Source organism: Bradyrhizobium sp. (assembly GCF_030646015.1).
In the GTDB taxonomy this organism is placed as follows: domain Bacteria; phylum Pseudomonadota; class Alphaproteobacteria; order Rhizobiales; family Xanthobacteraceae; genus Bradyrhizobium.
The window spans coordinates 1-19,529 of record NZ_JAUSLT010000019.1 but is presented as its reverse complement, the minus strand read 5'-3'; the positions used below and the strand labels follow the sequence as shown (position 1 = coordinate 19,529).

At 58.9% G+C, this 19,529-nt stretch carries 18 protein-coding genes and 1 pseudogene; 12 read left to right on the top strand and 7 right to left on the bottom strand.

Translation table 11 applies throughout. The annotated features are described in order from the left end of the window. Nucleotides 1-103 precede the first annotated feature (103 nt). From Q7T45_RS01750 to Q7T45_RS01720, 7 genes are all read left to right on the top strand, one after another. A complete protein-coding gene (locus Q7T45_RS01750; protein ID WP_304866709.1) occupies nucleotides 104-631 on the top strand; it encodes a MarR family winged helix-turn-helix transcriptional regulator in 528 nt (175 codons plus the stop codon). Next, entirely contained in the window at nucleotides 628-948 is a 321-nt protein-coding gene (locus Q7T45_RS01745) for a hypothetical protein (protein WP_304866706.1), read from the top strand. The genes Q7T45_RS01750 and Q7T45_RS01745 overlap by 4 nt, the downstream gene beginning before the upstream one ends. Nucleotides 949-956: 8 nt before the next feature. Continuing rightward, nucleotides 957-1,727: an ABC transporter ATP-binding protein gene (locus Q7T45_RS01740; protein ID WP_304866703.1), complete on the top strand. Its 771-nt coding sequence runs from the start codon at nucleotides 957-959 to the stop codon at nucleotides 1,725-1,727. A 29-nt stretch (nucleotides 1,728-1,756) separates the two neighbouring features. Then, on the top strand, nucleotides 1,757-2,743 hold the full coding sequence (locus tag Q7T45_RS01735; RefSeq protein WP_304866701.1) for an ABC transporter substrate-binding protein: 987 nt from the start codon (nucleotides 1,757-1,759) through the stop codon (nucleotides 2,741-2,743). Nucleotides 2,744-2,750: 7 nt separating this feature from the next. Beyond that, the gene (locus tag Q7T45_RS01730; protein ID WP_304866698.1) at nucleotides 2,751-3,521 is read left to right on the top strand and encodes an ABC transporter permease; all 771 of its coding nucleotides are present in this window, start codon (nucleotides 2,751-2,753) and stop codon (nucleotides 3,519-3,521) included. Further along, nucleotides 3,518-4,276, top strand: coding sequence for an ABC transporter permease (locus tag Q7T45_RS01725; RefSeq protein WP_304866695.1), 759 nt, complete (start codon nucleotides 3,518-3,520; stop codon nucleotides 4,274-4,276). Before Q7T45_RS01730 ends, Q7T45_RS01725 begins: the two co-directional genes overlap by 4 nt. 91 nt (nucleotides 4,277-4,367) lie before the next feature. Continuing rightward, on the top strand, nucleotides 4,368-5,969 hold the full coding sequence (locus tag Q7T45_RS01720; RefSeq protein ID WP_304866691.1) for a GMC family oxidoreductase: 1,602 nt from the start codon (nucleotides 4,368-4,370) through the stop codon (nucleotides 5,967-5,969). A gap of 125 nt (nucleotides 5,970-6,094) precedes the next feature. On the opposite strand, the gene Q7T45_RS01715 is transcribed toward Q7T45_RS01720, so the two are convergent. Genes Q7T45_RS01715 through Q7T45_RS01705 form a run of 3 tightly spaced genes read right to left on the bottom strand, consistent with a single transcriptional unit; the run spans nucleotide 6,095 to nucleotide 9,289 of the window. After that, on the bottom strand, nucleotides 6,095-7,261 hold the full coding sequence (locus Q7T45_RS01715) for an ABC transporter substrate-binding protein (RefSeq protein ID WP_304866688.1): 1,167 nt from the start codon (nucleotides 7,259-7,261) through the stop codon (nucleotides 6,095-6,097). Nucleotides 7,262-7,302: 41 nt separating this feature from the next. Further along, entirely contained in the window at nucleotides 7,303-8,310 is a 1,008-nt protein-coding gene (locus tag Q7T45_RS01710; protein WP_304866685.1) for a tripartite tricarboxylate transporter substrate binding protein, read from the bottom strand. Continuing rightward, nucleotides 8,303-9,289 carry an FAD-binding oxidoreductase gene (locus Q7T45_RS01705; RefSeq protein ID WP_304866682.1) on the bottom strand — a complete coding sequence of 329 codons (987 nt, stop codon included), beginning with the start codon at nucleotides 9,287-9,289 and terminating at the stop codon, nucleotides 8,303-8,305. Before Q7T45_RS01705 ends, Q7T45_RS01710 begins: the two co-directional genes overlap by 8 nt. Before the next feature lie 817 nt (nucleotides 9,290-10,106). Between Q7T45_RS01705 and Q7T45_RS01700 the strand changes: the two genes are divergently transcribed. Next, nucleotides 10,107-10,532, top strand: coding sequence for a hypothetical protein (locus tag Q7T45_RS01700; RefSeq protein WP_304866679.1), 426 nt, complete (start codon nucleotides 10,107-10,109; stop codon nucleotides 10,530-10,532). 93 nt (nucleotides 10,533-10,625) lie between these two features. On the opposite strand, the gene Q7T45_RS01695 is transcribed toward Q7T45_RS01700, so the two are convergent. From Q7T45_RS01695 to Q7T45_RS01680, 4 genes are all read right to left on the bottom strand, one after another. Continuing rightward, nucleotides 10,626-11,072 (bottom strand): DUF2924 domain-containing protein, encoded by a 447-nt coding sequence (locus tag Q7T45_RS01695; RefSeq protein ID WP_370691190.1) that lies wholly within the window; start codon nucleotides 11,070-11,072, stop codon nucleotides 10,626-10,628. Nucleotides 11,073-11,103: 31 nt separating this feature from the next. Further along, nucleotides 11,104-11,898: a hypothetical protein gene (locus tag Q7T45_RS01690; RefSeq protein WP_304866676.1), complete on the bottom strand. Its 795-nt coding sequence runs from the start codon at nucleotides 11,896-11,898 to the stop codon at nucleotides 11,104-11,106. Between the two features lie 177 nt (nucleotides 11,899-12,075). Next, nucleotides 12,076-13,707 carry a GMC family oxidoreductase gene (locus tag Q7T45_RS01685; protein WP_304866672.1) on the bottom strand — a complete coding sequence of 544 codons (1,632 nt, stop codon included), beginning with the start codon at nucleotides 13,705-13,707 and terminating at the stop codon, nucleotides 12,076-12,078. A gap of 482 nt (nucleotides 13,708-14,189) precedes the next feature. Next, nucleotides 14,190-15,458, bottom strand: a complete 1,269-nt coding sequence (locus Q7T45_RS01680) for a CaiB/BaiF CoA-transferase family protein (protein WP_304866669.1) — start codon at nucleotides 15,456-15,458, stop codon at nucleotides 14,190-14,192. Nucleotides 15,459-15,798: 340 nt separating this feature from the next. On the opposite strand from Q7T45_RS01680, the gene Q7T45_RS01675 reads away from it, so the two are divergent. The 4 genes and pseudogenes from Q7T45_RS01675 to Q7T45_RS01660 form a co-directional block, all read left to right on the top strand. Next, nucleotides 15,799-16,959, top strand: a complete 1,161-nt coding sequence (locus Q7T45_RS01675; protein ID WP_304866666.1) for an ABC transporter ATP-binding protein — start codon at nucleotides 15,799-15,801, stop codon at nucleotides 16,957-16,959. Then, on the top strand, nucleotides 16,919-18,280 hold the full coding sequence (locus Q7T45_RS01670; RefSeq protein WP_304866663.1) for an ABC transporter substrate-binding protein: 1,362 nt from the start codon (nucleotides 16,919-16,921) through the stop codon (nucleotides 18,278-18,280). Before Q7T45_RS01675 ends, Q7T45_RS01670 begins: the two co-directional genes overlap by 41 nt. A gap of 28 nt (nucleotides 18,281-18,308) precedes the next feature. Then, nucleotides 18,309-19,181: a carbohydrate ABC transporter permease gene (locus tag Q7T45_RS01665; RefSeq protein WP_304866660.1), complete on the top strand. Its 873-nt coding sequence runs from the start codon at nucleotides 18,309-18,311 to the stop codon at nucleotides 19,179-19,181. Then, a pseudogene (locus tag Q7T45_RS01660) lies at nucleotides 19,178-19,529 on the top strand (carbohydrate ABC transporter permease); the annotation flags it as partial. The gene Q7T45_RS01665 and the pseudogene Q7T45_RS01660, both read left to right, overlap by 4 nt.

Here is a 19,529-nt window from a genome sequence, read left to right as displayed (position 1 = left end):
GCGTGCCGCTCTCGAACCGCCAGCAGGCAGAGCAGCGACAAAAACAATGCGATCGCAAGTCAGCGACATGGGAGGGAATGTGGCGAACCAGCGTAAGGGCAAAATGGCCGCCGCGACCGCGCGCGACATTCGCGCCCTGCTGGGGTTTCGCATCGCACAACTGGCGACCATCACCGACCGCAAGGCTCAGTCGCAGATCTCCACACGGTTCGACATGAATCTCAGCGAATGGCGCGTGCTGGGCTCAATTCACGCCGTCGGCCCGCTCACGCTCACCGAGCTCGCACGCAACCTGTATCAGGACAAGGGGCAGCTCAGTCGCACCGTGAGTGCGCTGACCGGCCGCAAGCTGGTGGCGGGCAAACGAGCTGCGAATGGCGGTCCGCACGTGTTTCTCAGCCTCACCGCGGAAGGCCGCCGCTGGCACGATCGGATTTTCGATTTCGTCGCGGCGCGCAATCAGCATCTGCTGGATGCGCTTGCTCCGAAGGAACGCGGCGAGGTCTTTCGCTTGCTCGACAAGCTTACCGCTGCGGCGAATACGGCTTACGTCGAAGCGCTGGCGCAGGCGGCGCCAGCGACCGATCCGCCACGCGACAAGCGTCGCGTCAACGAGGGGGCCCGCGGATGAACAAGCATGCCAATCTTATCGAGGCCCACAAAGCCCGTCACGTCTGGCATCCGATGGTCGGCGCGGCGATCGGCAATGTTCGCGGCAAGGGATTGATGCTCGCAATCGAATGCGTCCGGGATCGCAAGACCAAAGGGCCGTTCGCTCTCACCGACAGCTTCGGCAGCAGGCCGTGTGCGGCGGGACTGTCGCGTGGCCTCGCCTTGCGTTGGGCCAGTGGTAAGGTCATCCTGTCGTCGCCGCTGACCTACACGTGCGACAATGTGGATGAAACCGTCGCGATCCTCGACGTCGCATTCGCGGCGGCGCCGATATGACCCCGGCTATGTCGCCCATTTTGCGCGCGGAGGGCATCGCGAAATCGCTTGGCGGTGCCGAGATCATTCGCGACTTGAACCTCGATGTCGAGGCCGGCGAGTTCATTTCGCTGGTTGGCCCGTCAGGATGCGGCAAGACCACGCTGCTCACTTGCCTGGCCGGGTTGCGGCTGCCGGATTCAGGGCGCCTCGAGTTTGAGGGGCGGACGATCGACGGGCCGCCGGCCGGAATGGCGCTAATCTTTCAGGACTACAGCCGCTCGCTTCTGCCGTGGCGGCGCAACATCGATAATGTGATCTTCGGCATGCGCCGGTTGCGCGATCTCGATGGCCGGGCCAAGCGTGCGCTCGCTGCCGAGATGCTCGGTGCCGTGGGTCTGACCGGTTTCGAGACGCATTTTCCCTGGCAGGTGTCCGGCGGCATGCAGCAGCGCGTGGCGATCGCGCGTGCGCTCGCTGCCCGGCCACATCTCCTGCTGCTGGACGAGCCGCTTGCCGCGGTGGACGCCCAGACGCGGGCAGATATCCAGGATCTGCTGCTGTCGCTCGCGCGCCGATACAAGCAGACCTGTTTGTTGGTGACCCATGACGTCGATGAAGCGATTTATATGGCTGACCGCGTCATGGTGCTGTCGCAACGCCCTACCCATGTGGTCGAGACCATTCGCATCGAACTGCCGACGCCACGCGACCAGATCGTGAGTCGTGCCGATCCAGCGTTTCTGAAAATGCGGGAGCGGGTGCTGACACAGATCCGCTCCATGCGGGCCGCTGCGTAACATCAATGGATCAGAAGGGGAGACCAACAATGACCGACCGGACATCTGGCAAGATTTCATCCAGGACCCATCGACTGACGGCCGTCATCGCCGTTCTGGCGCTCGGGCAATTGGCGCTCGCGGTTCCCGCGGCGGCGCAGACCAAGGTTCGCTTCGCTTACGTGAAGACGCTCGAAGTGCTGCCGTTCTTCTATGCTGCCAAGAAGGGCTATTTCAAAGACGTGGGGCTCGATATCGAGATGATCGCGGTGCCCGGTGGTCCCGCGGTCGGCGCCGCGATTGCTTCAGGCTCGGCTGATTTTGGCTTTGCCGCGCTGTCGCCGGTGCTGATCGCGCGCGAGCAGGGCCAGCCATTCAAGTTCTTCATGAGCCTGGAATATGAGCAAACGCCCGGCCGGCTGTGGGGCACCATCATGGCCAGCGCCAAATCCGGAATCAAATCGATCAAGGATCTCGCCGGCAAGAACATCGTACTGGGTGTCCCAGGCGGCCTGTGCGAGCTGTCAATCCATGACTGGATGGACAAGGCCGGGCTGGCCTATAGCCAGGCGAGAATCCTCAACAACCCGTTCCCACAGATGCCCGCGATGCTCGAACTCGGCACTGCCGACGCCGCCTGCATTGTGGAGCCGTTTGCAACTGCCGCGCTCAACGGCAAGACCAAACCCGTAGAGCTGGCGCGCGGCTTTCTCGCGGAAGTCACAACACCCTACCGGATCGCGGGGCTGTTCGCGGCTGAGACCTGGATCGCCGCGCACCAAAAGGAGATAGTCGCGCTGGAAAAGGCGTCGCTGCGCGCCGCTACCGAGCTGAATCGCGATCCGTCGGTGACGAAGGCGATCCTGGCTGACGAATTCCGCTTTCCGGCTGAGTATATCGAAAAGCTACGCTACGACTTCCTGGTCGATTTCAAGCCGAAGGCCGCCGACTATCAGACCATCATCGACAAGATGTTGAAGTACGGTATGCTGAAGAAGCCAACCAAAGCCGAAGACGTCATCGTGACAGCGAAATAGGTGCGCGATGGGATCGCTCGGACGCGGCGCGCTGTCGATCGCAGGCTTCCTGCTTTTTTGGGAAGGGATCGCGCGTGCTGGCGTTGTGCCGGGCGATCACTTTCCTGCGCCGAGCCTCGTCGTCATAACCCTGATCGATGAGTTGCGCCGCGGTCCGCTCGCTGCCGCCTTCTCGATCACCTTCATTAGAGCGCTGGCAGGCGCCTCCGCCGCGACGCTGGTCGCGCTCGCTGTGGCGCTCTTGGCGGCGTGGTTACCGCTGATCAGCCGCGCCTTCGATCCGATCGCCGAATTCCTGCGACCGCTACCTCCCGCGGCAATCGTACCGATGGCGATCTTCTTTCTTGGCCTCGGCTGGAAGCTCTATGCCTTTATTCTCATTTTTGCCTGCTTCTGGCCAGTCTATCTCAATGCTGCGCAGGCATTGAAGGCTACCTCTAATGTGCAGATCGAGACCGCGCGCGCGACCGGATATGACACCTGGGAGATCATCGCCTATGTCCGGCTGCCAGCAGCACTACCGACGATCTTCATCGGCATCCGGCTTGCGGCAGCCGTTGCGCTAATCGCGGCGGTCGCCGCGGAAATGATCGCCGGACGCGACGGACTCGGCTTCTATCTGATTGATGCCGGATTTACGTTACGCGTACCGGAAACCTTCGCAGGTCTCTTGGCTGCCATGGTCGCGGGCCTTCTCATCAACTCCCTCGTCGCCGCGCTACGCGGCGTCTGCGTCGGCTGGCACGACGTCATGATGCGATCGGCGGCTGCGTCATGAGCCGCATCAACCTGCCCGCGATTCTGTTCGGCCTGGCGATCCTGGCGTTCTGGGAGGTCGGCGCGCGGATGATTCACAATCCGTTCGTGCCGACATTGTCGGCGACATTTGCGGCGCTGATCGCTAATGCCGGCACCATCGGAATGGAGATGGCGGCGACGTTGCGTCGCGCCGCGATCGGGCTTGCGATCACGCTCGCCACCATGATCCCGTTCGGCATCCTGGTCGGGCGTATCCGTACGCTCGGTGAAATCTTCGAGCCGCTGATCAACCTGCTGCGGCCGTTGCCGCCCCCCGCGGTGGCGCCGATCGCAATGCTGTTCGCCGGCACCGGCGACGGTGGCAAGATCGCCATGATCGTCTTCACCTGCGCTTTTCCGGTGCTGATCAGCACCATCGACGGCGTTCGCGCCAATCACCCGATGCTGACCGATGTGGGCCGATCGCTGCGGCTGACGCGGCTGGAGAACATGATGCTGATCGATCTGCCGGCGGCATCTCCCATCATCATGACCGGCATTCGTCTTGCGGTAGCCGCGGCGCTCCTGGTCTCGGTCGTCTCGGAAATGTTGCTGACGACCAATGGCATTGGCGTCTATTTGTTGCGATCGCAGGAGAACTTCCGCATTGCCGACGGCCTGGCAGGAGTGGTCGTCGTCGCTGTCGTCGGGTTTCTCGTCAATGCATTGTTCCAATGGCTCGATCGCCGCCTGCTCGCCTGGCACCACGCGACCACCGGCGGACACGGCCGATAGCAAGATGAAGGAGGCGGTACGATGGATGCGGCAGACCGGGCGACGACGATAAAAATGATGCCGAGCCAGAAAATCGGGAACACCTGCTGCAATGACTGAAACAGACATCCTTATCGTCGGCGCGGGTTCTGCGGGCTGTGCACTGGCGGCGCGGTTGAGCGAGACCACCGCCCTGCAGATCACGCTGGTAGAGGCCGGCGTGCCGACGCGCTTTCCGTGGATTGACATTCCGATCGGCTATTTCAAGACTGTAGGCGATCCGCGTTTCGACTGGAAATTTGACACCGAGCCCGATCCTGAGATGGCTGGTCGGCGACTGCCGTGGCCGCGCGGCAAGGGCCCCGGCGGCACCAGCCTGATCAACGGGATGCTTTATCTGCGCGGCCACCGCCGCGACTATGACCAGTGGGGCGATCTGGGCAATCCAGGTTGGGACTGGGACAGCGTGCTGCCCTATTTCAAACGCGCCCAGCACCGCGCCCGCGCCCCCGGCGCCCACGATGGCACGGGTGGGCCGCTTTGGGTCTCCGACCTGCCGCATGATCGATTGTCCGATGCTTTCATTGCGGCGGCGGGGCAATGCCAGATTCCGCCAACCGCCGATTTTAATGCCGGCGACAACAATGGCGCCGGCTATTTTCAAATGACGACGCGGCGCGGCCGGCGCATGAGCACTCGGCGCGCCTATCTCGATCCCGCGCGGCATCGCACCAATCTGCACGTTGAGTGCGGGTTGCACGCCACCAAGATCATCATTGACAATGGCCGTGCCACGGGCGTGGAGTTCGCACGCAGGGGTACCCGCGAGATCATCACGGCACGAAAAGAGGTGATCCTTTGCGCCGGTGCGATCCAGTCGCCTCAGCTTCTGCAACTCTCCGGCATCGGCGATCCCGAGATGCTGAAGCCGCTCGGCATTGAGGTCGTCAGCCCCTTGCGCGGGGTCGGTCGCAATCTGCAGGATCACCTTCAGGTTCGTCCTTCCTATCGCTGCAGCGGCGTGGAAACCCTCAACGACATCGCCAACAGTCGCTGGCGCAGCGCCCGGGAATTCCTTCGCTACATGTTGACGCGCGGCGGCGCGCTGGGCAACGGTGTCTATCGCGCCGGCGCTTTTCTCACACTGGGAACTGATGCAGACTGGCCCGATGTTCAGATCCACTTTGGCCTCGTCAGCTTCGACCGGCCGCATCAACCGCCGCATCCCTTTCCTGGCGTTACCCTGTCGGCCTGCATGCTGCGGCCGCAGAGTCGCGGCGTCATTGAAATAGCCAGCACGGATCCGCTCGCGCCACCGCGGATTCAGCCCAACTATCTGCGCGATCCGCGCGACCAAACGCTTGCGGTCAAAATGGTGCGCAAGATGCGCGCGATAGCGTCGGCCGCGCCGCTGTCGCATTTCATTGAAGACGAATACAGACCGGGCAGGGCGCATCAATCCGACGCCGAGCTGTTGGACTGGGTTCGCAACAGCGCCGGCAGCATTTTCCATCCGGTCGGCACCTGCGCGATGGGACCAGACGGTGATCCTGACGCCGTGCTCGATCATCGGCTGCGCGTGCGCGGTATCCGCAACCTGCGCGTGGTCGATGGTTCGGCGATGCCGCGACTGGTGTCCGGTAACACCAATGCACCGATCGTCATGATGGCGGAGCGGACGTCGGACTGGATTTCCGAGGAGCTTCGGACGTGAATAAGACAGTGGCGCCGGACCTAAGCGAGAACAGGAATTCCTTCCGGTCCTGATATTGCGGCTCGCCGCTCCCCAGACGAGGACAATGGTCAGATCAGCTCGCCGTATGGATCCGGAGATCGCATCTACTTAATTTCGTATTCCTTCCAGTCCATCGCGATTTCGATCGCATTCTTGCTGGGATTCCAACGGTAGACGCGATAGTACTGCTTCGTTCTAAAGTGATTGTCTTTGGTCCATTCGATTGGGCCGCCGCGCAGCCCTTTGGTGTCGATGGTGAGGGCGGCCATCGTATCCTTCAGTTTTGTGGCGGTGACCGGCCAGCCGGCTGTCTTCAGAATTGCCTCGATGGTCATTCCTCCAATCCATCCGTCGGTCATCTGGTTGGGTTGGTAGGTCGAGTTCGCGGCCTTGGCGGCGTCCGCGATCTCCTTCTGGATCGGCAAATTCTGGAAGAACATCGCGTTCGATCCGAGCGCGAATAGCTTTCCATCCTTGAGTTGCGCCAGCTCGCCTTCGGTTTCAGGCAGCACGTTCAAGGCGTATTGGCCTTGCCAGCCGAGCTTGCGCAGCGCTTCGAAGGTTTTGGCTTCCGTCACCCAAGGTGCCCAGCAGTAAACCCATTCGGGATTATCCTGCATGAGCTTGGTCGCGAACGGCGTGTAGTCGGGAGTAGCCGGCGGAATGATCTCTTTTCCAACCAGCTTCATGCCAGCGCCCACGGCGAATTTCTCCGCGGCATCGATACCGGTACGAGATACCGGGATGGCCATGGCGGCGAGGCCGATCTTGATGTCCGTGCCTGACTTCTGCTTGATGAAATCGATCGTTGCGCGGGCGTCATGGGCGGCGGAGTGGGATGTGGTGCAGAACAGAAACTCATTTGCCGGCGGATAGACGTCAGGCGGACAAACCGATCCCGCGAAAAGCAGAGGCACGCCGGCGCGCTGCGCTTCCGCAATCATCGGCGCGAATGTCGAGGACAGGCTTGTGTTGATCAGGAGTGAGACATTGTCCTGGGTCAACAGCTTCTTCGCGTTCGCGGCCGCTTTTGATGGTTCGCCCTGATCGTCCTGGACCACCAGCTTGACCTGCCTGCCGTTGATACCGCCCGACTTATTGAGCTTTTCAATATACAGCTTTAGGCCTTCGGCGGCGCCGGCCACGGTGCTGGCGCCGGGTCCCGTCAATGCCGAGTTGATTCCAATCACATAGGCGTCCTGCGCTCCGGCTGAGATGCTTGCCATGGCAAGGCTGATCGATGCGGCAAGTGCGACATTAAATGATTTCATTCTGGCCTCCCCTGTTCTTTGAACGATTGTTTTCATCGGCATCAGTCAATTACGACGTTTGCGGTCTTGATAATGGCGCCCCAGCGGGATCGCTCGTCGTTGATGAATTTGGCCGTGGCTGCAAGATCTGTCCCCACGGCCTGCACGCCGATTTTGGAAAACCGCTCCCTGACATCCGGCTCCGTCAGGATTTCCGTGATGGCCGTGTTCAATCGCGCGACGATTGCTGCTGGTGTTTGATGCGGCGCCAGTAAGGCAAACCAGGTAACGGATTGGAAATCTGGAACGCCGGCTTCCCGAACGGTCGGAATGTCGGGAAGCGAGGAGGCACGTTCGGCGCCTCCGACGGCCAGAATTCGGATCTTCCCGCCCAAATGGAGATTGAGCGAGGATCCGAGGTTGTCGAAAAACATGTCGACGTTGTCGCCCATGATATCCTGCAGCGCGGGCGCGGTCCCGCGGTAGGGAATATGGACCATCTGCGACCCGGTCAGTTTCTGGAACAACACCGCGGTCAGATGAGAGGTCGACCCGTTGCCTTGCGAGGCAAATGACACCTTTCCCGGATTGGCCTTGGAATATTCGATAAAGCTGTGTGCAGTCTGGGCCGGAAATCCCGGTCGTACGGTAAGTACATTCGGAACCGAGCCCAATACGGTGATTGGCTCGAGGTCTGCCGGACGGAACGGAAGAGCCTTGTAGAGTGTTTCGTTGATAACAATCGGACCCGGCGGGCTCGCAAGTAACGTGTAGCCATCGGGCGGGCTGGCGGCGACAAACTCCGCCCCGATATTGCCGCCCGCGCCCGAGCGATTCTCGACAACGACCGGTTGTTTCCAACGCTCGCGAAGCTTCTCGGCGACGATCCTCGGAAGGATATCCGCGGTCCCTCCGGCTGGAAACGGAATAATCCGGATCGCACGTGCGGGATACCCGGATGCCGAATCTTCGGCCCTCGAGCTGGATGGAACTGACAGGATCAAGGTAGCCAGCATCGCTGCAAGGGCGATTGCTGCGACGGAAAGATGTCGTGATCGAGAATTAGTCATTGCGATAAGCCGTCTTTGTGAGCCGGTTGTGGCGAACTGGAATCAACGAAGGCATCTGAATAGAAGCGGTCTTCCGGTAGTCCGCGCCTTCGCTGAATTGGCCTTGCGCCGCGGCGATCATCAGCGGATTGCCGCATGCATAGACCTCGACGCATGACAAATCCGTGAAATCCTCGAGGACCGAGCGATGCACGAGGCCGGTGCGGCCGGACCAGTCGCTAGCGGCTTCCGACAACACCGGGATGAATGAGAACCAAGGAAATTTGCCCTGCCATTTCGCCGGCAGATCGTGCAGGTAAATGTCGTCGCCCGTCCGGGCACCCCAATACAGGCTCATCGGCCGCGTGCTGCCTTGCCGGATGGCGTTCTCGACGATCGATTTGATCGGCGCAAATCCGGTGCCGCTTGCAAGCAGGACAACCGGCAATTCGGATGCCGATCGCAGATAGAAATCGCCGAACGGCAGCTCGACGCGCAGCCTGCTGCCGGCCGCGAGACCGGGCAGCATCTGTTCGGAGAACAGCCCGCCGGGAACATGACGAATGTGAAGCTCAACTCCGTCATTCTGGTGAGGCGGGTTGGCCATGGAAAAATTCCTGGAGTCGCCGTCTGGCATCAGGACCTTCAGATATTGTCCCGCCTTGAATTTGGCGCGAACACCGATCGGGAAACGCAGGGTGAGGATGGAAACGTCGGGAGCGGGCGTGGTGCGTCGAAATACTCGCGCGGTCAGCGTCTTCCGAACCGGCGACCCGATACTTTCGATTCGCTTGGGCAGAATTTGCAGGTCGGTGCGCGGCCGCGAGCGGCACATCAGGACCGGGCCGCTTTCAGGACGCACCAATTCCTTGCCCTGCTGATCGATCTCGCCCGACAGCGAGCATTGGATGTGGTGGAGTTTTTCATCGCGCTTACCGCAAAGTCCTGGCCGGCCGAATGGCGGATCAGGTAATCGAGGTCGAAGTCGGTCGGAGAGCAACGACGGTCGATCATGAGCGGACTAGCTCGGACGCGTGAACTGATAAGGTTTTAGCAGAAAGCTTATCAGTCGCGTTCGCGGCCGTGGCGACATTGGAGGGGACGAAGAATCAATCTTGTAAATGATGTCGTGATGGCAATTCGCGTATCACCGCTGATGAAATGCCGAAGCGTTTGTTGAAAAAGCTGACAGAGGTTTGCCTCCGATCAACCCATTGGTGGACTGGCCTGTAATGCTCGACGTACAGGCGTGGAGGAATGATCTCGATATCCCTACTATCGTTGTCAAGGCCTCCAAGACCGGAAAAACCCGGCTTCCGGATGGTCATGCCTTGAGCTGCGACATCCGAGGATCAGTTCGCTCAAGAGCCGGAATGCTCGTTTGAGGCGGCAATTGTTGGCTCTTACTACGGCAAGACCATGCGGGCATGGAAACCAGCGGCAACGTCTGCGACGCCCCATCAGAAGAGAAAATTTGCGTGAACTAATTCTTGGCGTTGCTCATGATGTTGGTCGACTAAGTCCCCGAGCGTCCGCCATGATCCGTGGGCGGCCATCAAAGCAGAGACGCTTCGGAGATGATCGCATTTTGCCTTTGCGGGCTGTTGCACTATCGTCGCCTCTCAATCGCAAAATGGAGGAGGAATGCGAACGCCATCGGTAAGGTACGACCTGGACGACGCGGTGCGTGAGTCGATCGCAAGAGTTGCCGGCGGGTCCCCCAGCTAAATATCGTCGTGTTCGAGCATGGTTCGTAATCTTGTAAATGGCAGTACGCGGCTGTGACTGCCGCGATGAAAATATTGGAGAGCAAAAAAATGAAAACGAAAATTGCGCATCGCACCCGCAAGGAGCCAAAAAAGCTGGATCTAAGAAGCCTGTTCGGGAAGGCTGAATCGTCTTTTCAGAAAACATGCTTGGTTGACTGTGCCGAACTATTCGTGGCTGTTGGCGAGCGTTCGGCTGAGCTGTTGACCGAGTTGCAAGCTATGCAAAGAATTCTAAGGCGAGTAACCGAGACGGAGATTATACCGGTCGAGCGCCGCCGCATTCGACGACGGCTAAATCGCATCATCAACCTTAGCAAAACGCTTGGTGAGTACAGCCCATTCGACATGGACGGTCTCGAGCAACTGCATTGGCGGCTCGAAACTGAAATTGCGTCAGTTCGGGCCGTCGTTCGATCTTCTACGAAGCATCTACGATCGTCCAGATCTTGCGGCGAAAGGAGGCTGAAATGTTGATCAGCAACGATGATGACAAGGAGCTGGGGCGGCTCATTGGTTTGGCGAGCGATGGTTTTTTACTAGGGTGGTTAGTCGATCTTCACGAGACGCTTAGGCGAAGCCCTTGGCTAAGACCGTGACCTTGTGGGTTTGGCCATTCCAGATCCGCACCAGCTCTGAACCGGGTTTGATCCGCTGCGGCACCTCAAGGCGACCTGGGTTTCCGGAAGCCATCGATCGCACCAGTTGGCCGAGCAGCTTCTTGGCCTCTCGGGAAAGACCGCCATAGGCGTTCTCCTGAATCTGCTGGGCGATACTTCGCCGCAGCAAGTCCGGCCCGAACGCCGGAGGCGGATCGGACCGGAACAGCTCGCGGTATCGAGCCCGCAAGGCGGCAATCGGCATAGAGCCGAGCTGGTCATCTGCCGGACTCGTCGCCGACAAGGCTATGACAGCCAAGCGTTGTGCGAATCGCTTGAGGCGCGCCTGCGGACGACGCAGCCGCTCTCGTCGATATAGAAAACAGATATCGCCCGCTCGAGCGCGTTCGCGGTACACCTCATAAGTACGTCCGTACCGGGAGCATGTCTCATGCAACTTGAGGTCGAGGCTGATAGATCGCTATATGTTGGCAATGTGCGACAGGAGTGCGGCCATTGGCAACGATAAGGGCGTCCAATTCCACAAATAAGTGGCCCTTCTTCTCGTAGTTGCCCGTGACGCGTGCACGTGCGGTCAGTTGGTCACTGTCGGTAGCGGCTGATATCAGTTGCATGCGGCTGCCGATATGAATCCATGGCCCGAGAAGGGCATTTTCCATGAGTACCCGATTCATGATCTGCTGCAGCACGCCAGGATGGACAAGGCCTTCGCGCGCATAGATTGGATCGGCCTCGCGCACCCCGGTGCGGTATTCGGCGCCGGCCTTGCCCTGCCAGGAGCGCGGGGCAGTGCCGAGCCATTTGCCGAGTTGATAAGAATCAGCGTCGATGGGCTTCCGCGTCGCAACCGGTGCGGTGTCGGGAAAACTGGCGAGCGAGAAGGCCGGCGCTGTTACCGCCAGCGAGGCATGTCCTGTGGCTTTGGCCTCGCCGTGTTCGACGGTTAGCGAGAGTCCTTCGCTGGACTCCTCCGCTTGAACCAGTAGGACTTCACCATCATAGATCGGCTTAATGAACCGCGCCTCGATCAGTCCTCGTTCGAGGAATGCTCGACTCCATTTCGCAACTGGAACGTGGATCATGTAGGCAAGAATATCGATCCCCGGCACCAGACCGCCTCTGAAACCGTACTTCAGGGCCACGGAATCATCGTGCATCTTGTTTTCGGATAGTTTGGCGGTGTTGAAAGCCTCCACACGATACGCTTCGAGCCGCTCAGTCATGATCCATCCTTATGGTTGCGGGAGACGACGGTGTTGCCGTTCGCGAATTACCGCAGCCTGAAGTCACGGTCCGGCATACCATACGCAGTGGTCCATCGAGGAAATAGGTCACTCAGCGGTTCCGAAATACTCGGGCCCGATGAGTGACATGTACTCCTGCATCATGCTGATTGGCTTCTAGGGGCACCGGCGCCCGACAAGAACTGCCCTTGTCTCATTGCCCTCCGCAATCAACTCGGCAGCTTTCTCCGCCATAGCCATGATCGGCAGATTGGTATTTCCACTGATCACTGTCGGCATGATCGAACCATCGATGACTCTGAGATTGTCGATTCCTCGGACCCGCAACTGATCGTCGACGACGGCGTTGCTGTCTTCGCCCATGCGACAGGTACCAACGGGGTGATAGATCGTCTCGGCGCGCTCCCGTATCCACTTCTTGCGGGAAGCCACACTGGTAAATGCATCGATATCGATCTTTCGTTTCACGAATTTGCCCAGACCCGGTTGATCGATAATCTCACACAGTTGTCTGACACCTTCTTGCATGCTGATGAAATCCGACTCGTCAGAAAGGAAACGGGGATCGATAGCGGGAGTGTCAGATGGGTCTGCCGATCGCAGTCGCAATGTTCCTCGGCTCTTGGGCTGAAGTTGGCAAACGCGAATCGCGAAACCATGAGCAATGCGTTCGTTGGGCGGCGGATTTCGGAGCGCCACGATGAGATGAGCTTGCCACTCTGGCAGCGACGAATTTTTGTCAGGTCCCCAGAAGGCGCCGGCTTCAACGCCTTGAGACGTGGCGGGGCCCGTGCCTCGAAGAAGGTATTGCGCCCCCGCGAGGCCACCCTTGATCAGGCCGAGATACGGCGTCAGCGTAACGGGCTGAGAGGCTTCCAAGCGAATCGCACAATCCAGATGGTCCTGCAAGTTGTCTCCAACGCCAGCGGAATCGAGGACAGGCTTGATGCCGAGCGATTGCAGGTGATCTGCCGGTCCGATTCCCGACAGCATCAGCAGTTGCGGCGAGCCGATGGCTCCGGATGTCAGCAATACCTCGCGCTCTGCCGAGATGGTTATCTCGCGGCCGCCCTTCTCGATGACCACGCCGCGCGCGCGCGTCCCCTCCATCGCGATCCGGCGTACTCTGCAGTTGGCCATGAGGGTGAGATTGCTTCGTCCCTTCGCGCGATCGAGATATTTGAAGGCTCCGGATCGCTTTCCTTCAGCGATGGTGAGTTCGTAGAAGCCGGCGCCGATCTGGGATGGGCCGTTGAAGCCATTGTTCTCCGGCAAGCCGGCCGACACCGCGCTTTCAATGAACGCCTTCGAAATGGGATGTTGCAGGGTGCCATAGGACAGCCGAATAGGACCAGAATATCCTCTGTCCTGATCGCGCTCCCGTGTCACCAGGGTGGCATCCTCGATCTTTCGGAGGTAAGGGCGCAGGTTTTCGTAACTCCATGACGGCAGGCCCTGGGCGGCCCACGAGTCGTAGTCCCAGGCGTTGCCTCGAATCGCAATCATCGAGTTGATGGAGGACGATCCACCCACAACCCGACCACGAGGGATGTAGATCTTTCGATTGTTGAGATGGGCCTGAGGCTCGGTCCAGAACTGCCAGTTGTATTTCGGACTTGTGTAGAGCACGCGAATGCCGGCCGGCATGTGAACGAAGATGGATGCGGACGGAGCTCCGGCCTCGATCAGCAGGACATTGACGTTTGGATTCTCGCTTAGTCGCGACGCCAGCACGCATCCCGCCGATCCCGCGCCGACGACGATGTAGTCATATCCGGATAGTTTCATTTCGAATCCCCCTTGGGAACGCCCCGCGGCTGCCAGCGTGGCTGGTATGGCAAGAAGCTAGTAGCCCGCCGAGGAAGATGCTTTCTGATACGGGTGACGAACATTGCCGTTGTTTTTTGGGTCGTTTTGGAGTACCATTTTGGTATGTCCAATTATAGTGCCCGAAGCTCGGGCGTCAACAGAGAGGTGTTTCGATGATCACTCGCATGTTGACTGCTTCGCTTGTCGTATTGGCTGTTGTTGTTCTTCTATGGGGACCGAAAGACTCGCAGCATTGGGATAAGATTATGTCTCCCCAGGACAGAACGGCATTTCAAAAGGCAGTCTGGGCCCTTGGTCATTAGTTAGGTCAGCATTCGTCCGAATTCGTTCGCGCTCCGCCTGCCGCAGAAATAGCGCTGCCACCAGATCCGCAGGCAGATGTCACGAGCGCGACCGCCGCGTAGGCTGCGCCGTTCATGGGTGCGAGTAGCGCCCCCCGCTTAGTCGGGCCGTCCTGGTGAGGAGTGCCGCGGATGCGTGCCGGTATCGACAATCCGGCGGTCGTTCAGGCGCTGAATGCGCGCTTCATCGAATTTGAGAACAGTCTTGAGGATATGTACGGTGTCTTCGCCCCGCAGCGGAGGGCTCTTGGAGTATTCGATTTTCGTTCTCGAAAACTTGATCGGGTTGCCGACGAGAGGCGCGACGGCGCCAGAAGAATGAGGCAGATTAATCTGCAGTTCTCTGTGGATCACCTGCGGATGAGCAAACACCTGGTCCAGCCGGTTGATCGGCGCGCAAGGAACTCCGACTGGCTCAAGCATTGATATCCAATGGCGTGTCGTCTGCTTTGCAAGATGCACATCCATCAGGGGAATGAGCTGGTCGCGATTGTAGAGCCGGTCGGTGTTCGTGAGGAAGCGGACGTCGGTGGCCAATTCCGTCAATCCCGACGCGGCACAGAAGTTTCTGAATTGCTGATCGTTTCCGACAGCCAGCACAAACGAGCCGTCCCTTGTCTTGAACACCTGATAGGGAACGATGTTCGGATGCGCATTGCCGTAACGCTTGGGAGGAGTTCCCGTCGTGAGATAATTCATGTTCTGGTTGGCAAGTACCGAAACCTGGACATCGAGCAGAGCCATATCGATGTGTTGACCCTCGCCGGTGCGCTCCCGGTGCAGCAACGCTGAAATGACGCCGGTTGCGCTGTACATGCCGGTGAGAATATCGACGATCGGAACGCCGACTTTTTGAGGACCGCCGCCCGGCATATCGTCACTTTCACCCGTGATGCTCATCAGGCCGCCGGTTGCCTGGATGGCCATGTCGTATCCCGCCACGTCCTTCATCGGGCCGGTCTGGCCGTAGCCGGTGATCGAGCAGTAAACGATGTCCGGCTTCAGCTTTCGCAGTGACTCGTAGTCCAGCCCGTATCGGGTCATGTCGCCGACCTTGTAGTTCTCGATCACGATGTCGGCTTGTTGCGCCAGCGCGCGCACGATTGCGCTGCCTTCGTTGGTCGCGATGTCGACGCAGATCGAATGCTTGCCGCGGTTGGCGCTGAGAAAGTATGCGCTTTCGGTTGTGTCGTTCGATTCGCCGTCCTTCAGGAACGGGGGACCCCATTGCCGTGTGTCGTCGCCAGTGCCTGGGCGTTCGATTTTCCAGACTTCAGCACCGAGATCCGAAAGAAGTTGGCCCAACCACGGCCCTGCGAGAATTCTTGAGAGATCGAGCACTCGGTAGCCCACCAGAGGTCCAGCCATGTCGCTTCCTTGTTAGTTCATATGGCGCGATCTATTTCCGAGAAACCGCGCGCCCTCCATTCATCTATAATTGGATTTACCAAATTGGTCAAACCAACACAGGTTGTGATCAGTTTTTAGGGCAGAGTTCCGGGTCGCCGGATCGCCGGATCCCGGCGGGAGCTTCTGCTCAATGACCGCGCGGTTTTGAAGGTGCCAACCGTGGAGATTGCTTGACAGCCGCCAGGCGGAGACGTATGGAAGACCAAAATGGTCTGTCCAATTTAGAAGACAGCTATGCGGTCAAGGCTCTGGCGCATGGTGATAATAACTAGAGGCAACGCGAAGCGAGGTTTGCTGTATGGCGCGAGTAACTCTCCAGAATGTGTCGAAATCCTTTGGTGGAGATCGAGGGCCATGGGCGGTGCAGGACTTTTCGTTGGATATTGCCGACGGAGAACTGGTCGTTTTTGTCGGGCCGTCCGGCTGCGGGAAATCGACCACGTTGCGCATGCTTGCCGGCCTCGATGATGTGACATCGGGCAAGATCATGATCGGCGGGCGGGATGTGACTTCACTCCCGCCGAAAGATCGCAATATTGCGATGGTGTTCCAGAACTACGCGCTCTATCCGCAGAAGACCGTCTACGACAATATGGCATTTGGTCTTCGCGTGCGCGGAGAACCGAAAGACGAGATTGATCGTCGCGTGCGCAGCGCGGCGTCGAGCCTCGGCCTTGATCCTTTGCTCGAGCGGAAGCCGCGGCAGCTGTCGGGCGGTCAGATGCAGCGGGTTGCGCTTGGCCGTGCGCTCGTCCGAGACCCCGATGTCTTTCTGCTCGATGAGCCTCTTTCCAACCTCGACGCCAAGCTGCGCGTGAAGACTCGCGAAGAAATCGCGACCCTGCATGCCCGGCTCGGAGCCACGATGATCTTCGTGACTCACGACCAGGTCGAAGCCATGACGCTCGGTGACCGGATTGTCATCATGCGCGATGGCTGGATCCAGCAAGCCGGACGGCCGCTGGATCTTTACGACCGGCCGATGAATGTCTTTGTGGCCGCCTTCATCGGTTCGCCCGAGATGAACCTGGTTGAGGGCGATCTGCTCCGTGACGGTGGTGGTCTGAAGGTTCGTTCTGGCGAACTGCAGCTCGGATTGCCGGACGGCGAGTTTGTCGAGACCGAGAGGAGCGTCACCGTCGGCATCAGACCAGAGCATATCATTCGCGCTGAAGCGGCTTCCGATATCGAGATGATCGTCAGTCTGGTCGAGCAAATCGGCGCGCAGACCTATGTGCTGGGGACGATATTCGGCCAGAAATTCCGCGCGGTATTCGCGCGCGACGATGTGCTCGCGGCTGGGGACAAAATCCCCCTCGTTCTGCCCGCGCAGCGGTTGCATATGTTTTCGCGCGAGAACGGAAGGACGTTGAGGCAATCGAAATCGATAAATGAAACTAACAACGGGAGGAAGAATCATGACCAGGCGCAACTCAAATCAATGGAAGTCCAAGGATAAGTCTTTCGGCTTCAGCCGACGGGACTTTCTCAAAACATCAGCGGGCGCGGTGGTTGGAGCGACGAGCTCTCTAGCGGCTCCGTACGTAAATGCTCAAGCCGGAGTGACGCTCCGGTTCCTCAACGCTGAAACTGCGGCCGACAGCCAAGCCGTGCTGCGAAACGCGTGCAATGCGTATGAGAGCAAGTTCGGCGTCAAGATCATCGTCGATTCGACGCCGATAAGCGGCGCATACGCAAAGACGATGGCGGCGATCAACGCGGGTAATCCGTACGACCTCGCCACCCAAGGCTATATCGCCCACATTCTACAGTACGCGCGCGGCGGTCATCTTCTTCCGATGACCGATCTTGTGAAGCAGCATTCCTGGGGACAGATGGGGGCCTGGAAGTATCAGGGTGAAAACTGGTTCTATCCCTACGATTACAATCTGGTGACCTGTTACTATCGGAAGGATCTCTATGCCGAGAAGGGCCTCAAGATCCCTAATACATGGGCGGAATATCTTGACAACTGCCGAGCGCTGACTGTCTCGAAGGACGGCAATATCGAGCGTGGCGGTTGCGTGATGCCGCTGGCGAGCGACAGCGCGACCAATTGGGCGAGCTTCGGCAACCTGTTCGCGGAAGCCCCGCAATTCTACGACGACAAGTGGAATGTTGTTCTGGATGCTCCGGAGAATGCGGATCGGACCGGACGCTTCCTCGATCTTTACGGTGAACTCTACAAGACCATGCCGCCCGGATTGAACACGGTAGGTTATGCCGAGCTCATGAGTCTCTTCGTCACCGGAAAGGTCGCGCACACCCTTTACTCGGGACGTGTGGTCGAGGCGCTCGAAGCGAGAAATCCGGATCTCGCGGACAAGTATGGAATCTTCGCCGCACCAGACAGCGGGGGTAAACAGAAGGCGCTGCCGTTCGCCTTCGACGGGTTCGTCGCGTTCAAGACCAAGCAAAGCGAGGAAACGCTCAAGTTCCTCAAATGGTTCATCGATGAGCACTACATCGATTGGCTGCATTCGGCTTGGATGAACTTCCAGCCGGTGCGCCTGGACATCTACGAGGACCCGCGTTGGAAGAAACACCCGATGATTCAGAAGCATTGGGCAACGATGATGCAGATGAAGTCGTTCATCGACCCGGACAGCAAGGTGAGGCTCTCGTCGGTCGACTTGATCGGTCCGTCGATCGATCTGCGGCCGTGCAAGGTCTTCGATTCGAATGTCATGCCCGAGATGTTGCAGAACAAGGTGCTCAAGAACATGTCATCGGCCGATTGCGTGAAAGCGGCGGCCAATCGCATCCGGAAGCTTGGTTGAATTGTGTTGACGAAAAGGTAGGTGCCTCATGAGGCAGGATTGGCGAATCATCTGTTTGTTCGTCGGGGGCGTTTTGATAGTCGGCGCGATCGTTGGCGGGCCACTCCTGTACTCCATCAAGCTCTCATTCTACGCGGCGGAGTCCTTTATCGCTCCGCCGCGATGGGTCGGACTTGGAAACTATCTCACCGTCCTCGAGGACAGAAATTTTTGGGACGCGCTGTTAAACGGGATAACGATCTCTATTTCCGCGATCGTGTTGCAGGTCACGCTCGGCGTGGGCATTGCACTCGTTCTGAACCGTCAATTCGTGGGACAGGCAGTCGTTCGAGCGCTGTCGATCGTTCCATACTTTCTTCCGACGGTCGTTGCGTGCCTCATCGCACAATGGATGCTCGATCCTAATTACGGATTGATCAAAAGTATCCTGGCATCGTTCGGATCCAGCATGTTTGACTGGGGCGCGAACTCGGCAACCGCGAAGGGAACGATTGTTCTCGTCAGCGTATGGATATGGACGCCATTTGTGGTGACGTGCGTGCTGGCTGGCCTGCAAACAATTCCGGTCCAGCTTTACGAAGCAGCTCGGGTCGACGGCGCCAGCGCCTGGAAGCAGTTCTGGCACATCACTCTGCCGGGTCTCAGATCTGTATTGATCGTGGTCATTCTGCTGAGAGGCATCTGGATGTTCAACAAGTTTGACGTGATCTGGCTGTTGACCAAGGGAGGCCCACTGAATCAGACCGAGACGCTCCCGACCCTTGCCTATCGAAGAGCGTTTCTGGAGTTCGATCTCGGAGGTGGGGCTGCGGTGGCGACAATCTCGTTTGCGCTACTGGCGACCATTATCCTGATCTATCTGCGGTTCTTCCCGATCGACGAAGCAAAGCAAGGCCGATGACAGTGACACAACAAAATCCGCACCTCTCCGTCGTTGCTGCTGTTGCCGATCCGCGGCAGGAGCGACTCCTTCGCAGCGCCTCTCGGTTCGATCGCTTGCCGCAGGACGCGCCAACGCCAGCATCGGAACAAAAGTTCTCCGGTTTTGTGAGCAAGCCGATCAAGCAGATTGCCGGGCGCATCGGCCTCTACGCGGCGGTCATTGTAATCTGCATCTACTCGTTCTTTCCGATCTACTGGATGATTGTATCCAGTCTTCGGGCCCCGCAGCGGTTGTTTCTGGACACGTCGTTGGCGTTTTGGCCGCCAGATCTCTCTTCGTATAAGTCGCTGCTGGAACTGACGAACT